20 protein-coding genes are annotated in these 17,389 nt (G+C 35.0%); 15 read left to right on the forward strand and 5 right to left on the reverse strand.

Annotated features, from left to right (window positions below; translation table 11 throughout):
* The first annotated feature begins 85 nt into the window (after window positions 1-85).
* Window positions 86-469 carry a winged helix-turn-helix transcriptional regulator gene (locus tag ACQKOF_RS03705; RefSeq protein ID WP_427553827.1) on the forward strand — a complete coding sequence of 128 codons (384 nt, stop codon included), beginning with the start codon at window positions 86-88 and terminating at the stop codon, window positions 467-469.
* Between the two features lie 83 nt (window positions 470-552).
* Here ACQKOF_RS03705 and ACQKOF_RS03710 read toward each other — a convergent pair whose 3' ends face one another.
* Entirely contained in the window at window positions 553-1,398 is an 846-nt protein-coding gene (locus ACQKOF_RS03710) for an aldo/keto reductase (protein ID WP_427553829.1), read from the reverse strand.
* Window positions 1,399-1,625: 227 nt separating this feature from the next.
* Here ACQKOF_RS03710 and ACQKOF_RS03715 point away from each other — a divergent pair, with 227 nt between their 5' ends.
* From ACQKOF_RS03715 to ACQKOF_RS03760, 10 genes are all read left to right on the forward strand, one after another.
* A complete protein-coding gene (locus ACQKOF_RS03715) occupies window positions 1,626-1,901 on the forward strand; it encodes a hypothetical protein (RefSeq protein WP_427553831.1) in 276 nt (91 codons plus the stop codon).
* Window positions 1,902-2,326: 425 nt separating this feature from the next.
* Window positions 2,327-2,611 carry a GNAT family N-acetyltransferase gene (locus ACQKOF_RS03720; protein ID WP_427553833.1) on the forward strand — a complete coding sequence of 95 codons (285 nt, stop codon included), beginning with the start codon at window positions 2,327-2,329 and terminating at the stop codon, window positions 2,609-2,611.
* Between the two features lie 94 nt (window positions 2,612-2,705).
* Window positions 2,706-3,152: a VOC family protein gene (locus ACQKOF_RS03725; protein WP_427553835.1), complete on the forward strand. Its 447-nt coding sequence runs from the start codon at window positions 2,706-2,708 to the stop codon at window positions 3,150-3,152.
* 277 nt (window positions 3,153-3,429) lie between these two features.
* Window positions 3,430-4,098 carry a response regulator transcription factor gene (locus ACQKOF_RS03730; RefSeq protein WP_427553837.1) on the forward strand — a complete coding sequence of 223 codons (669 nt, stop codon included), beginning with the start codon at window positions 3,430-3,432 and terminating at the stop codon, window positions 4,096-4,098.
* Window positions 4,095-5,447, forward strand: a complete 1,353-nt coding sequence (locus tag ACQKOF_RS03735; protein WP_427553839.1) for a HAMP domain-containing sensor histidine kinase — start codon at window positions 4,095-4,097, stop codon at window positions 5,445-5,447. Before ACQKOF_RS03730 ends, ACQKOF_RS03735 begins: the two co-directional genes overlap by 4 nt.
* A 268-nt stretch (window positions 5,448-5,715) precedes the next feature.
* Complete coding sequence (locus tag ACQKOF_RS03740; RefSeq protein WP_427553841.1) at window positions 5,716-6,627, forward strand: ABC transporter ATP-binding protein; 912 nt, start codon at window positions 5,716-5,718, stop codon at window positions 6,625-6,627.
* The gene (locus ACQKOF_RS03745; RefSeq protein WP_427553843.1) at window positions 6,624-7,334 is read left to right on the forward strand and encodes an ABC transporter permease; all 711 of its coding nucleotides are present in this window, start codon (window positions 6,624-6,626) and stop codon (window positions 7,332-7,334) included. The genes ACQKOF_RS03740 and ACQKOF_RS03745 overlap by 4 nt, the downstream gene beginning before the upstream one ends.
* Window positions 7,334-8,068, forward strand: coding sequence for an ABC transporter permease (locus ACQKOF_RS03750; protein ID WP_427553845.1), 735 nt, complete (start codon window positions 7,334-7,336; stop codon window positions 8,066-8,068). The genes ACQKOF_RS03745 and ACQKOF_RS03750 overlap by 1 nt, the downstream gene beginning before the upstream one ends.
* A 203-nt stretch (window positions 8,069-8,271) precedes the next feature.
* Window positions 8,272-9,534, forward strand: coding sequence for an erythromycin esterase family protein (locus ACQKOF_RS03755; RefSeq protein WP_427553847.1), 1,263 nt, complete (start codon window positions 8,272-8,274; stop codon window positions 9,532-9,534).
* Between the two features lie 171 nt (window positions 9,535-9,705).
* A complete protein-coding gene (locus tag ACQKOF_RS03760) occupies window positions 9,706-9,864 on the forward strand; it encodes a DUF1540 domain-containing protein (protein ID WP_082172635.1) in 159 nt (52 codons plus the stop codon).
* A gap of 45 nt (window positions 9,865-9,909) precedes the next feature.
* Here ACQKOF_RS03760 and ACQKOF_RS03765 read toward each other — a convergent pair whose 3' ends face one another.
* A complete protein-coding gene (locus tag ACQKOF_RS03765; protein WP_427553849.1) occupies window positions 9,910-10,155 on the reverse strand; it encodes a group-specific protein in 246 nt (81 codons plus the stop codon).
* A gap of 80 nt (window positions 10,156-10,235) precedes the next feature.
* Entirely contained in the window at window positions 10,236-11,573 is a 1,338-nt protein-coding gene (locus tag ACQKOF_RS03770; protein WP_427553851.1) for a PLP-dependent aminotransferase family protein, read from the reverse strand.
* Window positions 11,574-11,690: 117 nt separating this feature from the next.
* Here ACQKOF_RS03770 and ACQKOF_RS03775 point away from each other — a divergent pair, with 117 nt between their 5' ends.
* A complete protein-coding gene (locus tag ACQKOF_RS03775) occupies window positions 11,691-12,602 on the forward strand; it encodes a DMT family transporter (RefSeq protein ID WP_427553853.1) in 912 nt (303 codons plus the stop codon).
* Window positions 12,603-12,854: 252 nt separating this feature from the next.
* Here the strand turns inward: ACQKOF_RS03775 and ACQKOF_RS03780 are convergent, their stop codons facing one another.
* Both ACQKOF_RS03780 and ACQKOF_RS03785 read right to left on the reverse strand, forming a co-directional pair.
* Window positions 12,855-13,970 (reverse strand): sensor histidine kinase, encoded by a 1,116-nt coding sequence (locus tag ACQKOF_RS03780; protein ID WP_427553855.1) that lies wholly within the window; start codon window positions 13,968-13,970, stop codon window positions 12,855-12,857.
* Window positions 13,961-14,686, reverse strand: coding sequence for a response regulator transcription factor (locus ACQKOF_RS03785; RefSeq protein ID WP_427553857.1), 726 nt, complete (start codon window positions 14,684-14,686; stop codon window positions 13,961-13,963). Before ACQKOF_RS03785 ends, ACQKOF_RS03780 begins: the two co-directional genes overlap by 10 nt.
* Window positions 14,687-14,843: 157 nt before the next feature.
* On the opposite strand from ACQKOF_RS03785, the gene ACQKOF_RS03790 reads away from it, so the two are divergent.
* Genes ACQKOF_RS03790 through ACQKOF_RS03800 form a run of 3 tightly spaced genes read left to right on the forward strand, consistent with a single transcriptional unit; the run spans window position 14,844 to window position 17,353 of the window.
* Window positions 14,844-15,767, forward strand: a complete 924-nt coding sequence (locus tag ACQKOF_RS03790) for an ABC transporter ATP-binding protein (RefSeq protein WP_427553859.1) — start codon at window positions 14,844-14,846, stop codon at window positions 15,765-15,767.
* Entirely contained in the window at window positions 15,760-16,458 is a 699-nt protein-coding gene (locus ACQKOF_RS03795; RefSeq protein ID WP_427553861.1) for an ABC transporter permease, read from the forward strand. Before ACQKOF_RS03790 ends, ACQKOF_RS03795 begins: the two co-directional genes overlap by 8 nt.
* A 22-nt stretch (window positions 16,459-16,480) precedes the next feature.
* On the forward strand, window positions 16,481-17,353 hold the full coding sequence (locus ACQKOF_RS03800; RefSeq protein ID WP_427553863.1) for a DUF4097 family beta strand repeat-containing protein: 873 nt from the start codon (window positions 16,481-16,483) through the stop codon (window positions 17,351-17,353).
* Window positions 17,354-17,389: the final 36 nt, after the last annotated feature.

Below are 17,389 nucleotides of genomic sequence, written 5' to 3' on the forward strand. Positions count from 1 at the left end.
TGTATAGTGTATAGTAATATTCATACATGCCAGAAAGTTACGTAGGGTACTTTTAGTTACTTTTGAATATTACAGGGGGTTTACAATGAAAAAAGTTTATAATATTGGTGTCGAAGCCACTCTTGAAGTAATTGGGGGTAAATGGAAACCGGTCGTTCTTTGTCATCTAACCCACCATGGTAAGATTCGTACGAATGAATTTCGCCGATTGATTCCAGGCATTTCGCAAAAAATGCTAACAAGCCAATTGCGTGAATTAGAGCAGTCTGGATTAATTAATCGCAAGGTTTTCAATCAAGTACCGCCAAAAGTTGAATATTCGCTAACACCTTATGGTCAAGAGATGGACCCTGTGCTGAACATCCTTTGCACTTGGGGTGAAAAACATATCGAAGTGATGCAAGATAAAGGTGAAGATGTACTGTTAATGCAACGTGATGAAGATATCGCGATGATGCATACATCTTAAAATAGATTGGAAAGAGACTATCTAAAAAAGTTTTCTATACTAAGAAAATAAGACAGTCTCTTTCACGTTTACATAACTATCGTTTACATGACAAAATCAAACTCATCTGGGTTTGGTCCAACACGTTGATCTAGGTTCATGGCGTTAATGATCGCCATCTCTTCATCAGTTAGTGTGAAATCAAAAATATCAGCGTTTTGAATCATACGTTCTTTGCGCACAGATTTTGGAATTGTGACGATACCATTTTGAATATCCCAGCGTAAGATAACTTGAGGATTTGATTTCCCGTATTTTTCAGCTATTTTTGAAATAGTTTCATTTTCAAGAAGTCCACCTTGCATTAATGGTGCCCAAGCTTCCATTTGTATATTGTGCTCTTCGCAGAATGAACGTACCTCAGTTTGTTGTAATCGTGGATGTAATTCCACTTGGTTAATAGCTGGTGTGATACGAGCTATTTTAAGAAGATCCTGTAAGTGCGAAACTTGGAAGTTACATACCCCAATAGCTTTAATTTTCCCTTGCTCGTATAAATCTTCGAGTGCTCTCCAAGCTTCTGCAAATTTATTTTTACCTGGCCAATGAATGAGATATAGGTCTAAATAATCTAGCCCTAATTTTTCTAAGCTGTCTTCGTATGCTGCAATTGTCTCTTCATAGCTCAAGCCATCGTTCCATACTTTTGATGTAATAAATAAATCCTCACGTTTTAAACCAGTAGTTGCTAGTGCCTGACTAATACCTTCACCAACCCCTGCTTCATTACCATAAATAGCAGCAGTATCGATACTACGGTAACCAACCTCGATCGCATTTTTCACCATTTCTGCTGTAACATCATTCGGTACTTGAAATACGCCTAGACCCATACCAGGCATTTGTAAGCCGTTATTTAATGTAATTTTATCTTGTAAATGATTAATCATTTTTCTGTCCTCCAATTTTCATCTGTTCTTTGTTGCTTTTTTATTATGCTTCCATGCCATTGCAAAAAAAAGTACGCACTTTTTAGTTTCATAGAAACGTGGAGGTTACTTTTGTGAGATATCAATGGTTCACAAGAAGAAATTTTATTAGTTTACGTGGTTCGGTCCTCTGTATAGGTTACAATTAGTGGTAGAAAAGTAAATCTTGTGGGGTAGGTGAATAATGCATGGTAATAACGAAAAACTTGGCAGATCACTTTGAAATGACGGAAATCAAGATGTTTGAGTCGAGGCTGAATGCAATTAAGGAAGTTCAGAACAATGCAATGGGAGTTGAGGTTGGTCAATTTGATGGTGCCTATGGTTTCACCGTTAAAAACATTCCCGGTCCCTCTTACAATGTGGTAAAGGGCGATAGTTTTATTTCGGAGAATACGATAGATAAAATCCTTAGCTTTTATAGAACAAGAGAAATACCAGCTCGTTTTGATTTAGCCCCTTAATATGCAAATGCTACTTCGCTACAAAAGTTACATAGCGTTGGTTTTTTTCAGAGTGACTTTCATGCAACATTATATTGTGAGCTAAATGGAGAGATAGCAGGGAAAACAAAGAATTCTTTTATTAAAATAAGACAAATCGATGAAGCCGAATTTGATCGTTACGGAAATATCTATGTTGAAGGTTTTGGTATGCCAGCATTTTTAGCAGAAAGTGTCACAGCGAATAATCAATTTCGCCTTGGCGTAATTGCGTCCGGATTTTGAATTGTGCTCGCACAATTCATTCCTTTCAAAATCCGTGACATCCGCCGGAGGCTTTATCTTCATTCAGTAGGTGTTTGAACACCCACTGAAAAGGAACCGCAACCGCACTCATTTCACCACCTTCAGAGGTGGGAGTTTTTCTACTGAATGAAGATAAAGTTTTGTATGACAAGCCAGGTTGGTCGTTTTATATCGCTTCTCTTGAAGGTGAGGACGTTGGTATTGGCTCCTTGTATATAAATGATGGAACAGCCATTTTAGCCGCATCTGCTGTAATGACAAAAGCCCGTAATCAAGGGATTCACCAAGCGTTAATACAGTTTCGTATTAACGAAGCTCTTCAACAAAATTGTAGTTTAATGATAGGTCACGCGAAATTTGCATCCATCAGCCAAAATAATATGGAGCGCTGTGGATTAAGAATGGCTTATACAAAAAGTATATAGACAGAAGTAAAATAAACGGTTTCTAGAAGGTGGAAGGGTATTCGCTGCTTGGGATAGAATAAGTAATTGATGCTTTTATAAAGGAGATGGATAGATGAATCGTTTAAATCTAATTACGTTGGGTGTAAAAGATATGGTCGAGTCTCTTAGTTTTTATCGAGAGGGTCTGGGGTTTGAAGTAATTGTTTATGGTGAGGAAGCAAATCCGGATGTTATTTTCTTTAATAATGGAGGGACAAAAATCTCACTGTTTCCGCTTGACCGTTTAGTAAAAGATATTAATGAAGCAAATCCACCAGCAATCGGCAATGGCTTTAACGGTATTACACTTGCTTATAACGGAAAGTCTAAAGAAGAAGTTGATCAAGTATTTGATTTAGCTAAAAAGGCAGGAGCGAAAATCGTCAAGGAGCCAGAAACTGTATTCTGGGGTGGTTATAGTGGCTATTTCCAAGACCCAAACGGCTACTATTGGGAAGTTGCTTATGGGGACATGTGGAAGTTTGATGATAATGATATGTTGATTATTACTAATAATTAAAAAGATAGACGTATTTGGGGAATCCAAATACGTTTTTTTGTTAGCTTATTTTATCGAGAAATATTGTTGATTTATCGATAAAATTAAAAATTTATCGCCCAACTTTTAAAATTTATCGCCTAACTTTTTAATTTTATCGACATACCCCTAGCATTAGATGTGATTTATTAAATGAATCTCTCACTTTACAGACAACGATTGAGTACAAATCTATGAAATCGTATAATACAGAATAACATTTATTTCTAAAATCTAGCGTAGATTGGGAGGATTACCATTGTATCGCATATTGTACATAGAAGACGAAAAAGAGATTGGTCAATGGGTGACAAAGGATTTAACAGAAAGAGGATATGAGGTTATATGGCTTGAATCTGGTGAAGAGGTCGATCAGCATATAGTCTCTAAGGATATCGCTATATTGGATGTGATGCTGCCAGGCTTAGATGGCTTTTCAATTGGCAAAAGAATTAAGCGAGAAAATAAAGAAATCCCGATTTTAATGCTGTCAGCACGAACTGCTGTAGAGGATAAAATAGAGGGGCTTAACTTCGCGGATGATTATTTGACAAAGCCATTCCACCCAGATGAACTTATAGCTCGTGTTGAGGTTTTACTAAGAAGATATCAGAAGAATGATGATGTACTAGATCTTCAGCATTTAAAAATTTATACGAGAGATATGCGGATTATCAATAAGCAGACGGATGAAGAAATTCAATTAACTGGTAAGCAGTTCTATCTGTTACAGTATTTTATTCGCCACTTAAATCAAATTTTAACGAAGGAACAGCTTTATGAAGGTATCTGGGGTGAAAGTTACATAGAAGGCGATAAAACATTGATGGTGCATATTCGATACTTAAGAGAAAAGATAGAAATAAATCCAGCCAAGCCGACAATTATTGAAACCATTCGTGGCATTGGATATAGGGTGAAGCTATGAAATTTTTTCGATCATTATTAGCAAAGTATATGCTGATTATTTTTTTAGCCATTTCTATTGTTCAACTATCATACTTTGCTATTGCCCTTTTTATGTTTGGAATAGGAAAAACTGATTTTTCAAGTGGAGTCCTCAGGGAAAGCGAAGTAGAGGAAAAATGGCTTGCTGAAGCTAAGAGTATAAAAAACTTCACAGAGGAAACAATTGCTCAACATTTCGAAGATTGGAAGGATCAATACCCTAAATCATCGATGTTCTGGATACGTGAGGATGGTACATTACTGACTAAGGTGGACGTAAAGGAGGACCTACCATTAAAATGGACGCCAGCATTTACGACAAAATTTATAAAAGAGCATTATGGGGAAGATCCGTTTACAGTTATAGCTTTTTTAGGACAGGACGAATCGAATGGATTTATCGTTTTTGAGATTCCTAGAGAAGTATTTAATCCACCCCTTAGAAATGTTTATGATCAATATGGGGACCTTTTAATTGTTGGCGCTATTGCGATTGTTTTATTTTTCATTGCTATATCTTTTTTATTTTTCAGAGGGATTAGAAAACGACTATTATACCTTCAAGAAGCGATGGAAATACGTGATGTAGACGGCTTACCTATTGAAACGAAGGTCAAGAAGAAGGATGAAATTGGCCAGCTTGAACAAAGCTTTAATCGCATGGTGTGCGAGCTTAGGGAGAGTAAGAATCGTGAGCAGAAGGAAGAACAGCTAAGACGTGAATTGATTGCTAATTTATCACATGACTTACGAACACCATTAACGAAAATACGAGCACAATCATATTCAGTTAGTAAAGAGGTATTATCAGAGGATGGAAAGCAAGCGATTAAGGCAATGGAAACGTCGATTGTTAATATTGATGCTTTAATAGAAAATTTAATGTCTTATACATTGCTGACGGCTAGTAAATATAAATTTGAGGCGAAAGATATCAACGTTATTCGTTTTGTGCGTGAGCAAATGACTACTTGGTATCCAGTGTTTGAAAAGGAAGGCTTTGAAATCGATATTGAGATACATCCATTTGAAAAAAATGAATGGCAAATTGATCCGATTTGGCTTGGACGTATATTCGATAATTTATTTCAAAATATTTTACGCCATGCGAATAGTGGGAAATATATTGGCGTAGAAACCGAATCAACGGAACATTATGATGCATTTATCATAAAGGATCACGGAAACGGAATGAAAAATGAATCCAATGCCAAAGGTGCCGGTATTGGCTTATCTATTGTTGATATTATGGTGAAGGGCATGAATTTAGACTGGGATATTGAGTCAAGCGAATCCGGCACAAAGATTAAAATTAAACATTATAAATAGAATAATTCGTGAAGCATGTTATGGATGTTTCATTTCAGCAATTGTCCAAACAGTATGCCAGAAAAGCTTATGGCATGCTGTTTTTTGATTCCTAATTCATGCAGACTCCTTGGGGATTAGCGGTTCATTGGACGCCCCCAAGAAAGCACCCAGCCGGAACGGAAATCAACCCACGTTACGATAAAGTATCTTTTTTAAACAAAATTTAAACTTGAACCTTACCTGTTTTTAACCTTCATTTCTTATGATAATTACAGAGGTGAGGACAATGGAATATATCGTACAAACAGAAAATTTATCAAAGAGTTTTGGTAAAGAGCAAGCTGTATCAAATATAAATTTAAAAATACGTAAAGGTGAAATATATGGATTTTTAGGACCTAATGGAGCGGGAAAAACGACGACGATTCGTATGCTTCTTGGACTAATGAAGCCATCTTCTGGGACAATTAAAATCTTCCAAAAAGATTTAACGAAAGAACGAATTAATATTTTAGCAAAGGTTGGTTCATTAGTAGAGAACCCTTCCTATTATCCACATTTAACGGCCTATGAAAATTTAGAAGCGTTAAGAAAAATTTTAGGTGTTCCGAAATCACGCATCGATGAAGTTCTAGAAATTGTTCGATTGAAGGATGCTGCAGATAAAAAAGTAAAAGGCTTTTCTCTTGGGATGAAGCAACGTTTAGGTATTGCTGCATCTTTGTTACATAATCCTGAATTACTGATTTTAGATGAGCCAACGAATGGTCTTGATCCATCAGGTATTATCGAAATTCGAAATTTAATTAAACGACTTCCTTCAGAGTATGGAATGACGATTATTATTTCAAGCCATCTATTATCTGAAATTGATCAAATGGCTACACAAGTGGGCATTGTGACAAAGGGGAAAATGATTTTCCAAGATTCAATTGAAGCAATGCGTAGATTTGCCCAGTCAAAGGTAGTAATTAAAGTGAACGATGGCGAAAAGGGTTGGCGCTCACTAGTAGCAAATGGCATTAAGGCAGAACATAAGAATGGCCTCATTTTATTTGATGAATGCTCAGATGAAAAAGTGGCACATATTGTACAAATCCTTGTACAAGAAGGTATTTCGGTTTACCGAGTAGAGGAAGAGAAACGATCATTAGAGGAGATTTTCCTTCAAATGACAACAGGAGAGCAAGCGCTATGATAGGAAAACTGTTAACTTCTGACTTTTTGAAAATTAAACGCAAAGGATTATGGTTTTTAACAGCTTTAGGACCAATAGGCGTTGTTGCCCTACAAATGGTGAATTACGGTGTAAGGAAGGACTATTTGTTAGAGCAAAGCGAGGACCATTGGGGTTACTATTTATTAAACGTTCATTCATTTACACCACTTGCTATAGTTTTAGGGATTGCTATTTTAACTTCATTTATGGCGAGCATTGAAAATGAAACGAACGCTTGGAAGCAATTAATTGCACTACCTGTGTCTAAATTAACAGTGTATTTATCAAAATTCACTGTTCTAGCAATTTTACTGTTCTTGTCTTCTACGATTTTAATGCTATTGACACTAACTTATGGAGTCTTTTTAGATTTAGGCGATAGCATACCGTATGCGGAACTTGCTAAATTTGCTTATTATCCATATTTAGCTTCGTTGCCAATATTGGCACTTCAGCTTTGGATTGCAAGCGTTTGTCATAATCAGGGGATACCAATTACAGTAGGTATTTTCGGCGTGATTTTTGCCTATTCCTCATATGTGTTGCCTGATTGGATGATTTGGAAATGGCCATCGTTAATGAATCAATGGGATGAGCCCGTTATTAATGTCATGCTTGGAGTAGGCATTGGTATTTTACTGTATATTATCGGAATGATAGATTTCGCTAGAAGGGATGTAAAGTAATGGGGTCTATACTGAGCGCTGAATGGTTTAAATTACGAAAATCTAAAATGGTGCCAATAATTTTAGCAGGGCCCATAGTCGGGCTTTTTATCGGGTTAACATCGAATTTTAGTGATATGGTAGATTCTGAAATTAATGAATGGTATAGCTCATTAATTTCTATGAATTTATTGTATGCATTATTATTCCTACCTTTAATTTCAGGAGTATTTGCGAGTCTTATTTGTAGATATGAACATCAATCTGGTGGCTGGAAACAACTTTTAGCACTACCTGTGACAAGAGGGAAAGTGTTTGTTGCAAAGTATGTATTAATTATGCTTCTTGTGATGGCAATGCAGATACTATATTTATGTTCTATATATGTAGTAGGTCTTATGAAAGGCTACTCAGATCCTTTCCCAATGGAAATTGTGTGGAAAAGTATTCTTGGCGGATGGTTAGCGACAATGCCATTAGTCGCGTTGCAGCTTTGGATGTCCATTATGTTTAAAAGTTTTGCTGCTCCATTTGCAGTAAACGTTATTTTCACTTTACCGTCTATATTAGCAGTCAATTCTGCACGTTTTGGACCTTACTATCCATGGGGGCAGCCCTTCTTGATGATGAATATAGGTGGCAATACAGGTGATGTATTCTTCGTGCCTTGGGATCAATTATTAACAGTTGTAGGAGGAGGGTTCTTACTGTTTTTCCTTGGAGGATATTTATATTTCCAACGAAAAACTGTATAAAGTGAACTTTAATCAGTGGGAATTTATTTCATCCCCACTGATTATTAGTCTTTAGCAATCGTGCGATAATGGGCAGTTAATCTTTCATCCCTTCCCAAAATGTGAGGTGAGAGACTTGTACCTGACGCTTCGCTTTCGGTACAGATAAATGACTGCCCGTTAACGCGGGATAACTTTTTTATAGATTAAGGAGATTTTTATAAATGGTATTTGTTAAAAAGAGCTTTTTATTAATTTCAGCATTATTTCTTTTGTTATCTCTAGCGGGATGCGGCAAGGGAGAAGCCATTAAGGATGCTTCAAAATATACATCTGCGGTTGAAGATATTGATATTCCAAATGATGTGAAAGTAATAGGTTTAGGAGAAGCAACACATGGGAACGTTGAATTCCAAACATTAAAGAAGGATGTATTTCAGGCTCTAATTAAAAATGAAAATGTTCGTGTTTTTGTATTAGAAGGAGATTTTGGTGGCGCTCAGCAAATTAATCAGTTTATTTTAAATGGTACTGGCACAGCTGAGGAAGCGGTAAAAGCTTTGGATTATGGTATCTACAAAACGGAGCAAATGATTGAGTTTGTACAATGGATGCATGATTATAATATGACTGCCGATGAGAAAGATAAAATTTATTTTTACGGTAACGATATGCAACGCTATGATTATAGTAAAAAAGGGTTACTAGATTATTACGAAGTGGTCAATAGCGAGGGTGCTAAGAAATATAAGGCACAGCTAAAAGATGTGACGAATAACACAATGAGAGATTTATCAACTAGTCAGCTAGAGGAGCTTGATAAAAATATAGATGCAATCATAAAGGATTTGCAAATAAATAAAGATTCTTATGAAAAGCAATCCTCGAAAGAAGCTTATATATTTGCTACTCAATATGCACAAATCATGAAGCAGCGGACGCAATTATTTTTAAATGATAGTAATTATATGAGTCTTCGTGATGAATATTTAGCGAACAACTTACAATGGATTGTTGATTTTGAGGCGTCTCAAGGTCATGATAAAGTACTAATGTCTGCTCATAATGGGCATATAGAGAAAACTTCTGCAAATGTAGCAGGATATAAATCTATGGGCCAATATTTAGACGAAGTGTATAAGGATGCATACTTTGCTATTGGGACTGACTTTGTTAACAATACGTTTCAGGCACAAAATGGGTCTGGAGAAAGAAAAAATTATACGATTGAGCATCATAATGTTTTAGTAGACGCATTTAGTGAGGTCAAGGACAATATTTTCTATGTTGACTTTAAAAAGGCTAATGAATCTCAGAAGTTAGCTGACATCGTAGCAAAAGAACAAAGAATGGGCAATATCGGAGATGATTTTAGCTTTTGGTACAAGTTCACACAGATGCTTTATACAATTAAAATGACACCTCCTGAGGCATATGATGGCATGATAATTGTTCAAGATGCAACACCGACAAAAGTTATTGAATAATGCGCGAAAAAAAATGCTATTACCTTCATGTAGGTAATAGCATTTTTTGGAATTATGGATGAGTTTCTTTACCAGAAGCCAGTAAACATCCATATACTTCTGTTTCATTACACCTTCTGTATTGAATACTTCAATTTTGTTAATGATAAAAAAAGAGGAGGTGTGGAAACAATGGCACAAGAAATTCTTTGTGAAGTCAATAACTGTACATTTTGGAACTCTGGAAACAGATGTGGTGCAGAAAAAATCTATGTTGTAAGTCAAAAGGGACAACAGGCATCTAATAGTGAAGAAACAGATTGCAAAACTTTTAATCCTGAAACACATTAAATTTTTTGAGGGTAACCAATTAATGGTTACCCATTTCCCATATCTTTATAAATAGACATCGACTTTTACCTTGCTAAATAAAAGCGCATGAGCATTTTTCACTTTTTCCTCTACATAATCTAATGAATACTTTCCATAGGAATCTGTTAAATCGCCAATGGCACGAGATAAATTATCAATAACAGGAATCAATGTTTCTAAGTGAGTAAGTTCTTCACCTTTATTCATTTTATCAGTAATTTCATGAGCAAAATGTTGAATCTTTCTTAGTCTCATTTTTTCCGAATGCATATAATCCTCCTTATTGAACCAAATGATGATGTCTAACTATATGTCTAGCACCAAATTTTCATGAATGAATCCTGTCCTATTTAAAAGTAGTTATTAGGATTGCTAAGGGCGTGAGCAATTCCCTTTATACCGACATCAATTTTTTGGTCAGCAACATTCGAAACATTTAGTTTTATAATTCGTTCTCGGTAAAAACCATTTAAATAATTACGATCAATTGTATCTAAATAAATGTCCTGCTGTGCTAAATGCTTTATAAGCATATTTGTATTGACCTCCCTTGGCAATACGATATGACTATGCATGCAACTTTCTGTAGATGCTGGATATTTTGGCAAATAAGTTTTAATGGATTGTTGAAGTATATTGGCACGTATTGTATAGGATTCGCCCACTTTCTTTTGGTAGCGTTCAAACATACCACTTTTTAAATATAGCTCTAGCGCAGCTTGTGAAATCATGGAACTATCAATATCTGTGGTATTTTTATGTTTCTGAAAACTATCAATGAATGCATTTGGTAATATAGCAAGTCCAATACGTAAGCCTGGAAACATAATTTTAGAGAAGCTTTTTAAATATATAACATGCTCCTCAGTATCATCTGTAAATATTGGATCATTTTTTGTATTTTGATCGAAATCCGCTAAATAATCATCTTCAACGATATAAACATTATATTTATAGGCAAGCTTTCGAATACCATCCTTCTCTTTTTTACTAAAGGAAGTACCTAGAGGATTGTGCAGGCGTGGCATTGTATAAAAAAACTTAATGTCATGCTTCTTAAAAATAATTTCTAACTCTTCTAAATCTATGCCTTTTAATGTTCTTTTAATGCCCATTACTGGTATTTGATATGTTTTTAAATAATCCATGTATAGATGGTAGCTAGGTTGTTCTACTAGAATTGTTGTCCGATTATTAGGAAATGGCATAACACTTAACAAGAAGAGAGACTGCTGTACACCAGAAGTGATAAAGATATTATCTTCCTTTGTGAATATTTGATACGATTCTAACAATTTTTTTGCTTCTATAATTAGCGAGGGTAATCCTTTTGCTGTGCCATATCGAAATAAGTCTGCTTGATATGTCTCAATAGCTTTATTAATACAATGCTGAAAATCCTTGTAGGGGAATGCATGCCAACTAGGTGATGATGTCGCAAAATCTATACAATTGTACTCTTGTGGCTTATCTGGGAGTTGATTGTCAACAACATAGTAACCACTTTTGGATAGAGCATAGATAAGATGCTGATCTTCCAGTTTCCTTAAGGCGGTCAAAATGGTGCTTTTACTACAAGAAAATTCTTGTGATAAATTACGAATAGAGGGGAGCTTTGCACCAGACTGTAGGGCACCTGTTTGTATTTGGTTCAATAGTTTGGAATAGATAAATTCATATTTAAGCATATACATCCTCCTACGCATCTGTATCGGTACAGATGTGTATTTTTTATATCGTGCGAGTCTTTACTTTTTATTACTATAGCTTTACCGGCCGGAATGAAGAGAAGGAGTACACATCATATGACAGTAAAAAGAAAGGCGTATTTGGCAGCAATTATTTATGCTTTTGTCATTGGGCTTTCATTTATGTTTGTTAAAGTTACATTGACAGTGGCAAGCCCTATTGATACACTTGCACATCGATTTACTATCGCACTTATTGGTATTGTCTTTTGTATAGTCATTACACAAAATAAGTTAAAAATTAATAAACGAGATATAGCCAAAATTCTACCTTTGGCCCTATTATATCCGATAGCATTTTTTACTTTTCAGGTGCTTGGGCTCGCAAGAATTTCCTCGACAGAGGCTGGCATTATTCAAGCGACAATTCCTATTTTTACATTAGTGCTTGCAAGTGTACTTTTAAAGGAAAAAGCTACACGTGAACAACTTATTTTCATTAGTTTATCAGTATTTGGTGTTATCTATATGCTTTTTATGAACAATGGAAGTGCTAGCTCAGGAAATTTAATCGGTAGTGGATTTATATTACTGTCAGCTTGCGCGGCTTCGCTATATAACGTTTTAGCAAGAAAGCTTACAAAACAATATTCATTACTGACATTAACATATGTGATGACATTATGTGGTTTTGTCATTTTTAATGGAGTAGCAATTGGAAATCACTTAATAAATGGTACGCTTCTTCAATTTTTTAGACCGTTTGTACATGTTGATTTTGTTATGGCCATTTTATATTTAGGCATTCTATCATCCCTCGTTACTTCTTTCTTGTCAAATTATACTTTGTCGATATTGGAAGCTTCCAAAATGAGTGTTTTTAGTAATTTTGCTACGCTTATTACAATACTTTCGGGTGTAATTTTTTTACAGGAAATATTTCATTTCTATCATTTGATTGGTGGGCTAGTCATTATTATTGGCGTGATAGGAACCAATTATTTTGGGCATAGGAGGGGAGCACAATGAGTAAATATATCCTTTTACTTTTAACTTCTTTCAGCAAATGTCTTTTGTACCGAAAGCGTAGCGACAGGTACAGAAGTCTCCCATCTCTATAGGTGGTGAGATGAATGCGGATTTAAGCTACTTTTCATAGGAATATTTATTATTCTTTGTGCGCTTTTGTTGTCAAATAAACAGGCTTTCAAAAGCGACTAGGCAAGGGGAAAAAGTTTGGTCATTTGGAGTTTTTAGTATAAAAAAATCACCTCTTAGATGTTAGCTTCTAAGAGGTAGATTTCTATTTTTAGGTAATGTAATACTAAACGTAGTCCCATCAGAAGGTTCACTCTGTACTGTGATAGTGCCGTTATGAGCTTGAACGAGTTTATAGACGATCGCCATGCCCAGTCCAGTACCTTCAGAAGAAGATTCTGTAGTAGTTCCACGATAATATTGTTGGAATATATTCTCCATTATGTGTTGAGACATACCTACACCATTATCCACAATGTGAATTTCTACATGCTCTACCCTATCAAAAATCTGTGTATAAATATTTGTGTTAGGTGGATTGTGGATTATGGAATTCATAAGAATGTTTTGTAATATGCGTTGCATGAATTTCGTATCAAAGTCAATGTTTATAACAGTTGTATCAGTTTGAAAATGCAATATATAGTCATGGGCCTGTGGATTGTTGCTTAGATTAGCAACAATTCTTTTTGTAAAATCCACAATATCCTGATTGGTTTTATGTAAGGGTAACTGACCGTCTGTATTATTAAACTGAATGACGAGACTTAAATCTTGAATAAGTTCCTCCATATGCTTGCCTTTATCAGCAATCTCTTCAATAAAGGAACGAGCTTCCTCCTTAGACCAATTGTATTGATCGTTTAATAGTAGTGTAGAGTAGCCTGTAATATACGTTAATGGCGTTTTTAAATCATGTGATATACCGGCAATCCATTCTTGTTTTGCTTGTTCAACCTTTTCACGTTCTGTTTCAGCAGCTTTTAATTTTCCTGATAAGGATTGTAGGTGTTGAAGTACCTCTTGATATAGCATATAACGCATACGGAGCTTTCCTTTGCGTGTATAGATTTTAGATAGTCCAACAGGCTGTGTATAGTTTTCCTGTGATAGCTGATGGATCCAAGACATTATAAAACCAAGAGGACCCCCGAAATACCAACCAAATACAGCGATACAAACAATAGTGCTGAATCCGAAAATCCATGCGACTAGTAGACTCTGATAAGCTTCACTAACAGATTTTTTAAAGAGTGGAAGAATACCTTCGAGTCCGATAACAATACACATACCACTCAAAAGCATCCACAGAATAATCCCCAGTGCAAGGTGTAACGTAAATCGAGTGTTTATTCGCATAGAGAATCCTCTTTCGGTGGAATGAATTTATACCCAATGCCCCTTAAATTCACAATTATTTTAGGTTTACGCGTATCATCCCCGAGCTTTTTCCGCAGCTTTGAAATATGAATCGTGACGGTTTTTTCCTCGCCATATACATCATTTCCCCATACGAATTCATAGAGCTGTGAAGTTGTAAAAATACGATTTGGATTTTTACAAAAGAAGTGCAGTAGCTCTAGCTCTTTAGCTGTACATTCGACGAGCTGATTGTTAACGGTTAATGTAGCAGATTCAGGATTAAGAGCAAAGTAACCGAAATCAAATTTTGTACTCTGTTGTTGCTGAGAACTTTCATTCATTTTTTGACGTCGAAGGATAACCTTTATTCGAGCAACGACCTCTAAAGGATTAAAAGGCTTTGTAATATAATCATCTCCGCCAATACCCAATCCCGTTAATTTATCAAAATCAGTAGAGCGAGCACTGACAAAAATAATGGGTGTATTTGTATACTTGCGTATTTCTGTGCAAAGTTCAAAACCGCTTATATCTGGTAGCATTATATCGAGCAAAATAATATCGTAATGATTTTCTTTTACAAGCTGTAGTGTACCTTTGCCCGTTGAAGAAGTATCAATATTTATAAAGTTTTCTTTTCTTAAGGTAATTTCTAGTAATTTTAATATACCGATTTCATCATCTACGATTAGGATTTTTTCAACAGTTTCCATTTTTATCCCTCATTTCAATTTCATCATAACAGCTTCTGATCTTTATATCCTTACTCTCTTGAAAAAATTACTGTCATTTTCCATCGATTTTACTTTGATTTTACTTTCACTTATTAAGCTTAATGTAACGAATTCAAAATGGTAAGGGGCACACAACATGGAAACCGTTATTCAAATACATCAATTAAGTAAGAGCTTTAAAGGAGTCGAAACCGTCTCGAACGTCAATATGAACGTTAAGAAGGGAGAGATTTATGGGTTTCTAGGTCCGAATGGGGCAGGAAAAACAACGATTATGAAGATGATTTTAAATTTAGTAAAACCAACTTCAGGTGAAATTAAAATATTGAATCAATCTATTTCTACTACTTCCTATCAATACTTGAGCAAAATAGGCAGTATTATCGAATACCCGGAATTTTACGACAGGCTAACAGCGAAGGAGAATTTAGAACTTCACTGTGAGTATATTGGGGTTTATGAAAAAGGAGCTACCGAAGAGGCATTAGAGATAGTAGGTCTTAATGGTGTTGAACATAAAAAAATACATGAATTTTCTCTAGGGATGAAGCAAAGATTAGGTATCGCACGTGCTATTGTTGCTAAACCGGAAATTCTTATTTTAGATGAGCCCATTAATGGTCTTGATCCAATCGGTATTAAAGATATTCGAGAGCTCTTGCTATATCTAAAGGAGAAGCTTGGAATCACTATATTAATATCCAGTCATATCGTGTCAGAAATTGAATCAATAGCAGATACAATTGGGATCCTTCATCATGGGGAATTATTGAAAGAGGTAAGGATGGACGATATTCGAAAAGAGAACATGGAATATCTGGAGATACAAATAGACGATGTGAAAAAAGCGATTCATGTGCTAGAGAACAAGTTAGGAATTCAAAAATATGAAATTGTCGATCAGCATTGTATTCGGATTTTTGAACATGACATTTCCCAATCTCAAATTAATAAAGAACTTATATTCAATAACATTGCTGTCAATGGTATTGAAAAACAGCAACAGCATTTAGAAGAGTATTTCTTAAATCTTATTAATGGAGGGAATCAAATTGCTTAAACTATTAAGACTTGAATGGAAAAAGAATAGTATGTCTAGCTATTTTAAAGGCTTAATCATTTGTATTATTGGAATTTTTGCGGCAGTTGCACTTATGGCAGTCGGTTCTGGAGATGAAAAGATGTTTCTAGATTATACAGATTTTATGTCTTTAACAAATATTTTAATTCGCATTGTTTTTATCATTTTTGCGAGTGTAATTCTATCTCGTTTAGTTATTGACGAATACAAAAATAAGACGGTTCAATTATTATTTACGTATCCATTAAAAAGGAAAAAAATTATTTTTGCTAAGCTGTCTTTAGTTTTCGGATTTTGTTTCTTTAGCATTATCATTGCGACCTTTATAATGAATATCGCTGTTTATTTTTTTAACCCAATGATGAACTTGTTTGAAACACCTGTTGAGATACAGGAGATAGTAGCTACAATACCTTCTACCTTTATCAATGCTTTTATGATGGCTGGGGTAAGTTTAATACCTTTGTACTTTGGTATGCGAAAAAAATCAACAGCTTCGACAATAACGTCAGCTGTCTTAATTGGATTTTTGATTAATGCAACGGTTTCAAATGGGAGTACATCTGCTAGTTTATTTCAATTTATCATTGTCCCAATAACAATGTGTCTATTAGGACTTATTATCGGCTATCTGTCCTATTATAAAGTCGACAAAATAGATTTAACCTAAAAATGAGAAATGAGGATGTAAAGTGAAAAAAGCAATCATAGCCTTAATATTCGCTATTGCAGTAGGAGGAATATTCTTCACCCTTAAAATAAATGGAGAAAAGAGTATCAATGAAGAGCAGTCCTTTGATGTTAAGCAAATTGAAGAACTAGAACTAAACATAGAGTCCTGGAATATAGCATTAGAAAATACAGAATCTGATAAACTAACAATTGAATTTGAAGGTAAGCAACAACAAAAGCAGCAAAGCAATCCTGTTGAAATTAAGAAAGACGGAAATAAAGTAAAGGTATTTCAACAAGACAATGGAGAAGGACTTATGAAAAACTTTAGCTTTGGAAAAAAAGAAACTATTCACATTTCTATCCCTAAAAATGCAGTGAGTAAGATTGCATTAAAAAATAGTTATGGTGATATCAAAATTAACAACATTGAAACGGAAGAACTTTTGATTTCAACGGATTCTGGCGCTAAAATCATTAAAGGATTATCGGCTGATAAAGGTACAATTACATCAAAAGATGGTGAATTGAGTATCGTAGACAGTTCTCTAAATGAATTAACAATAACCGCTACAAACGGTGATAGCTATATTACTAGAGTCAACAGTCCGAAAACGAAAATTACTTCGACTAGCGGTGAAGTCTTAATGAAAGAAATCATCGAAGGAAAAGCACTATTTGTAGAAACTACTTCAGGAGATATTACACTATCATACAAAGAGGCACCAAAATCATTAGAGCTTATAGCGAACAGTGAATCATCTGACATAAGCGTTAATTTAGAAGGTTACCAGAAGGAAGAACATACGGATCAATTAAAGAAAGGTAAGATTGGTGATGCGTCAAACAAGTTGGAATTAATTAGCAAAGGCGGAATAATAACTGTAAAATAAATGCAGAGACCAAAGAACATGAACTACAACAAAATG

The organism is Lysinibacillus sp. NPDC093190, assembly GCF_050280425.1.
GTDB lineage: Bacteria > Bacillota > Bacilli > Bacillales_A > Planococcaceae > Lysinibacillus.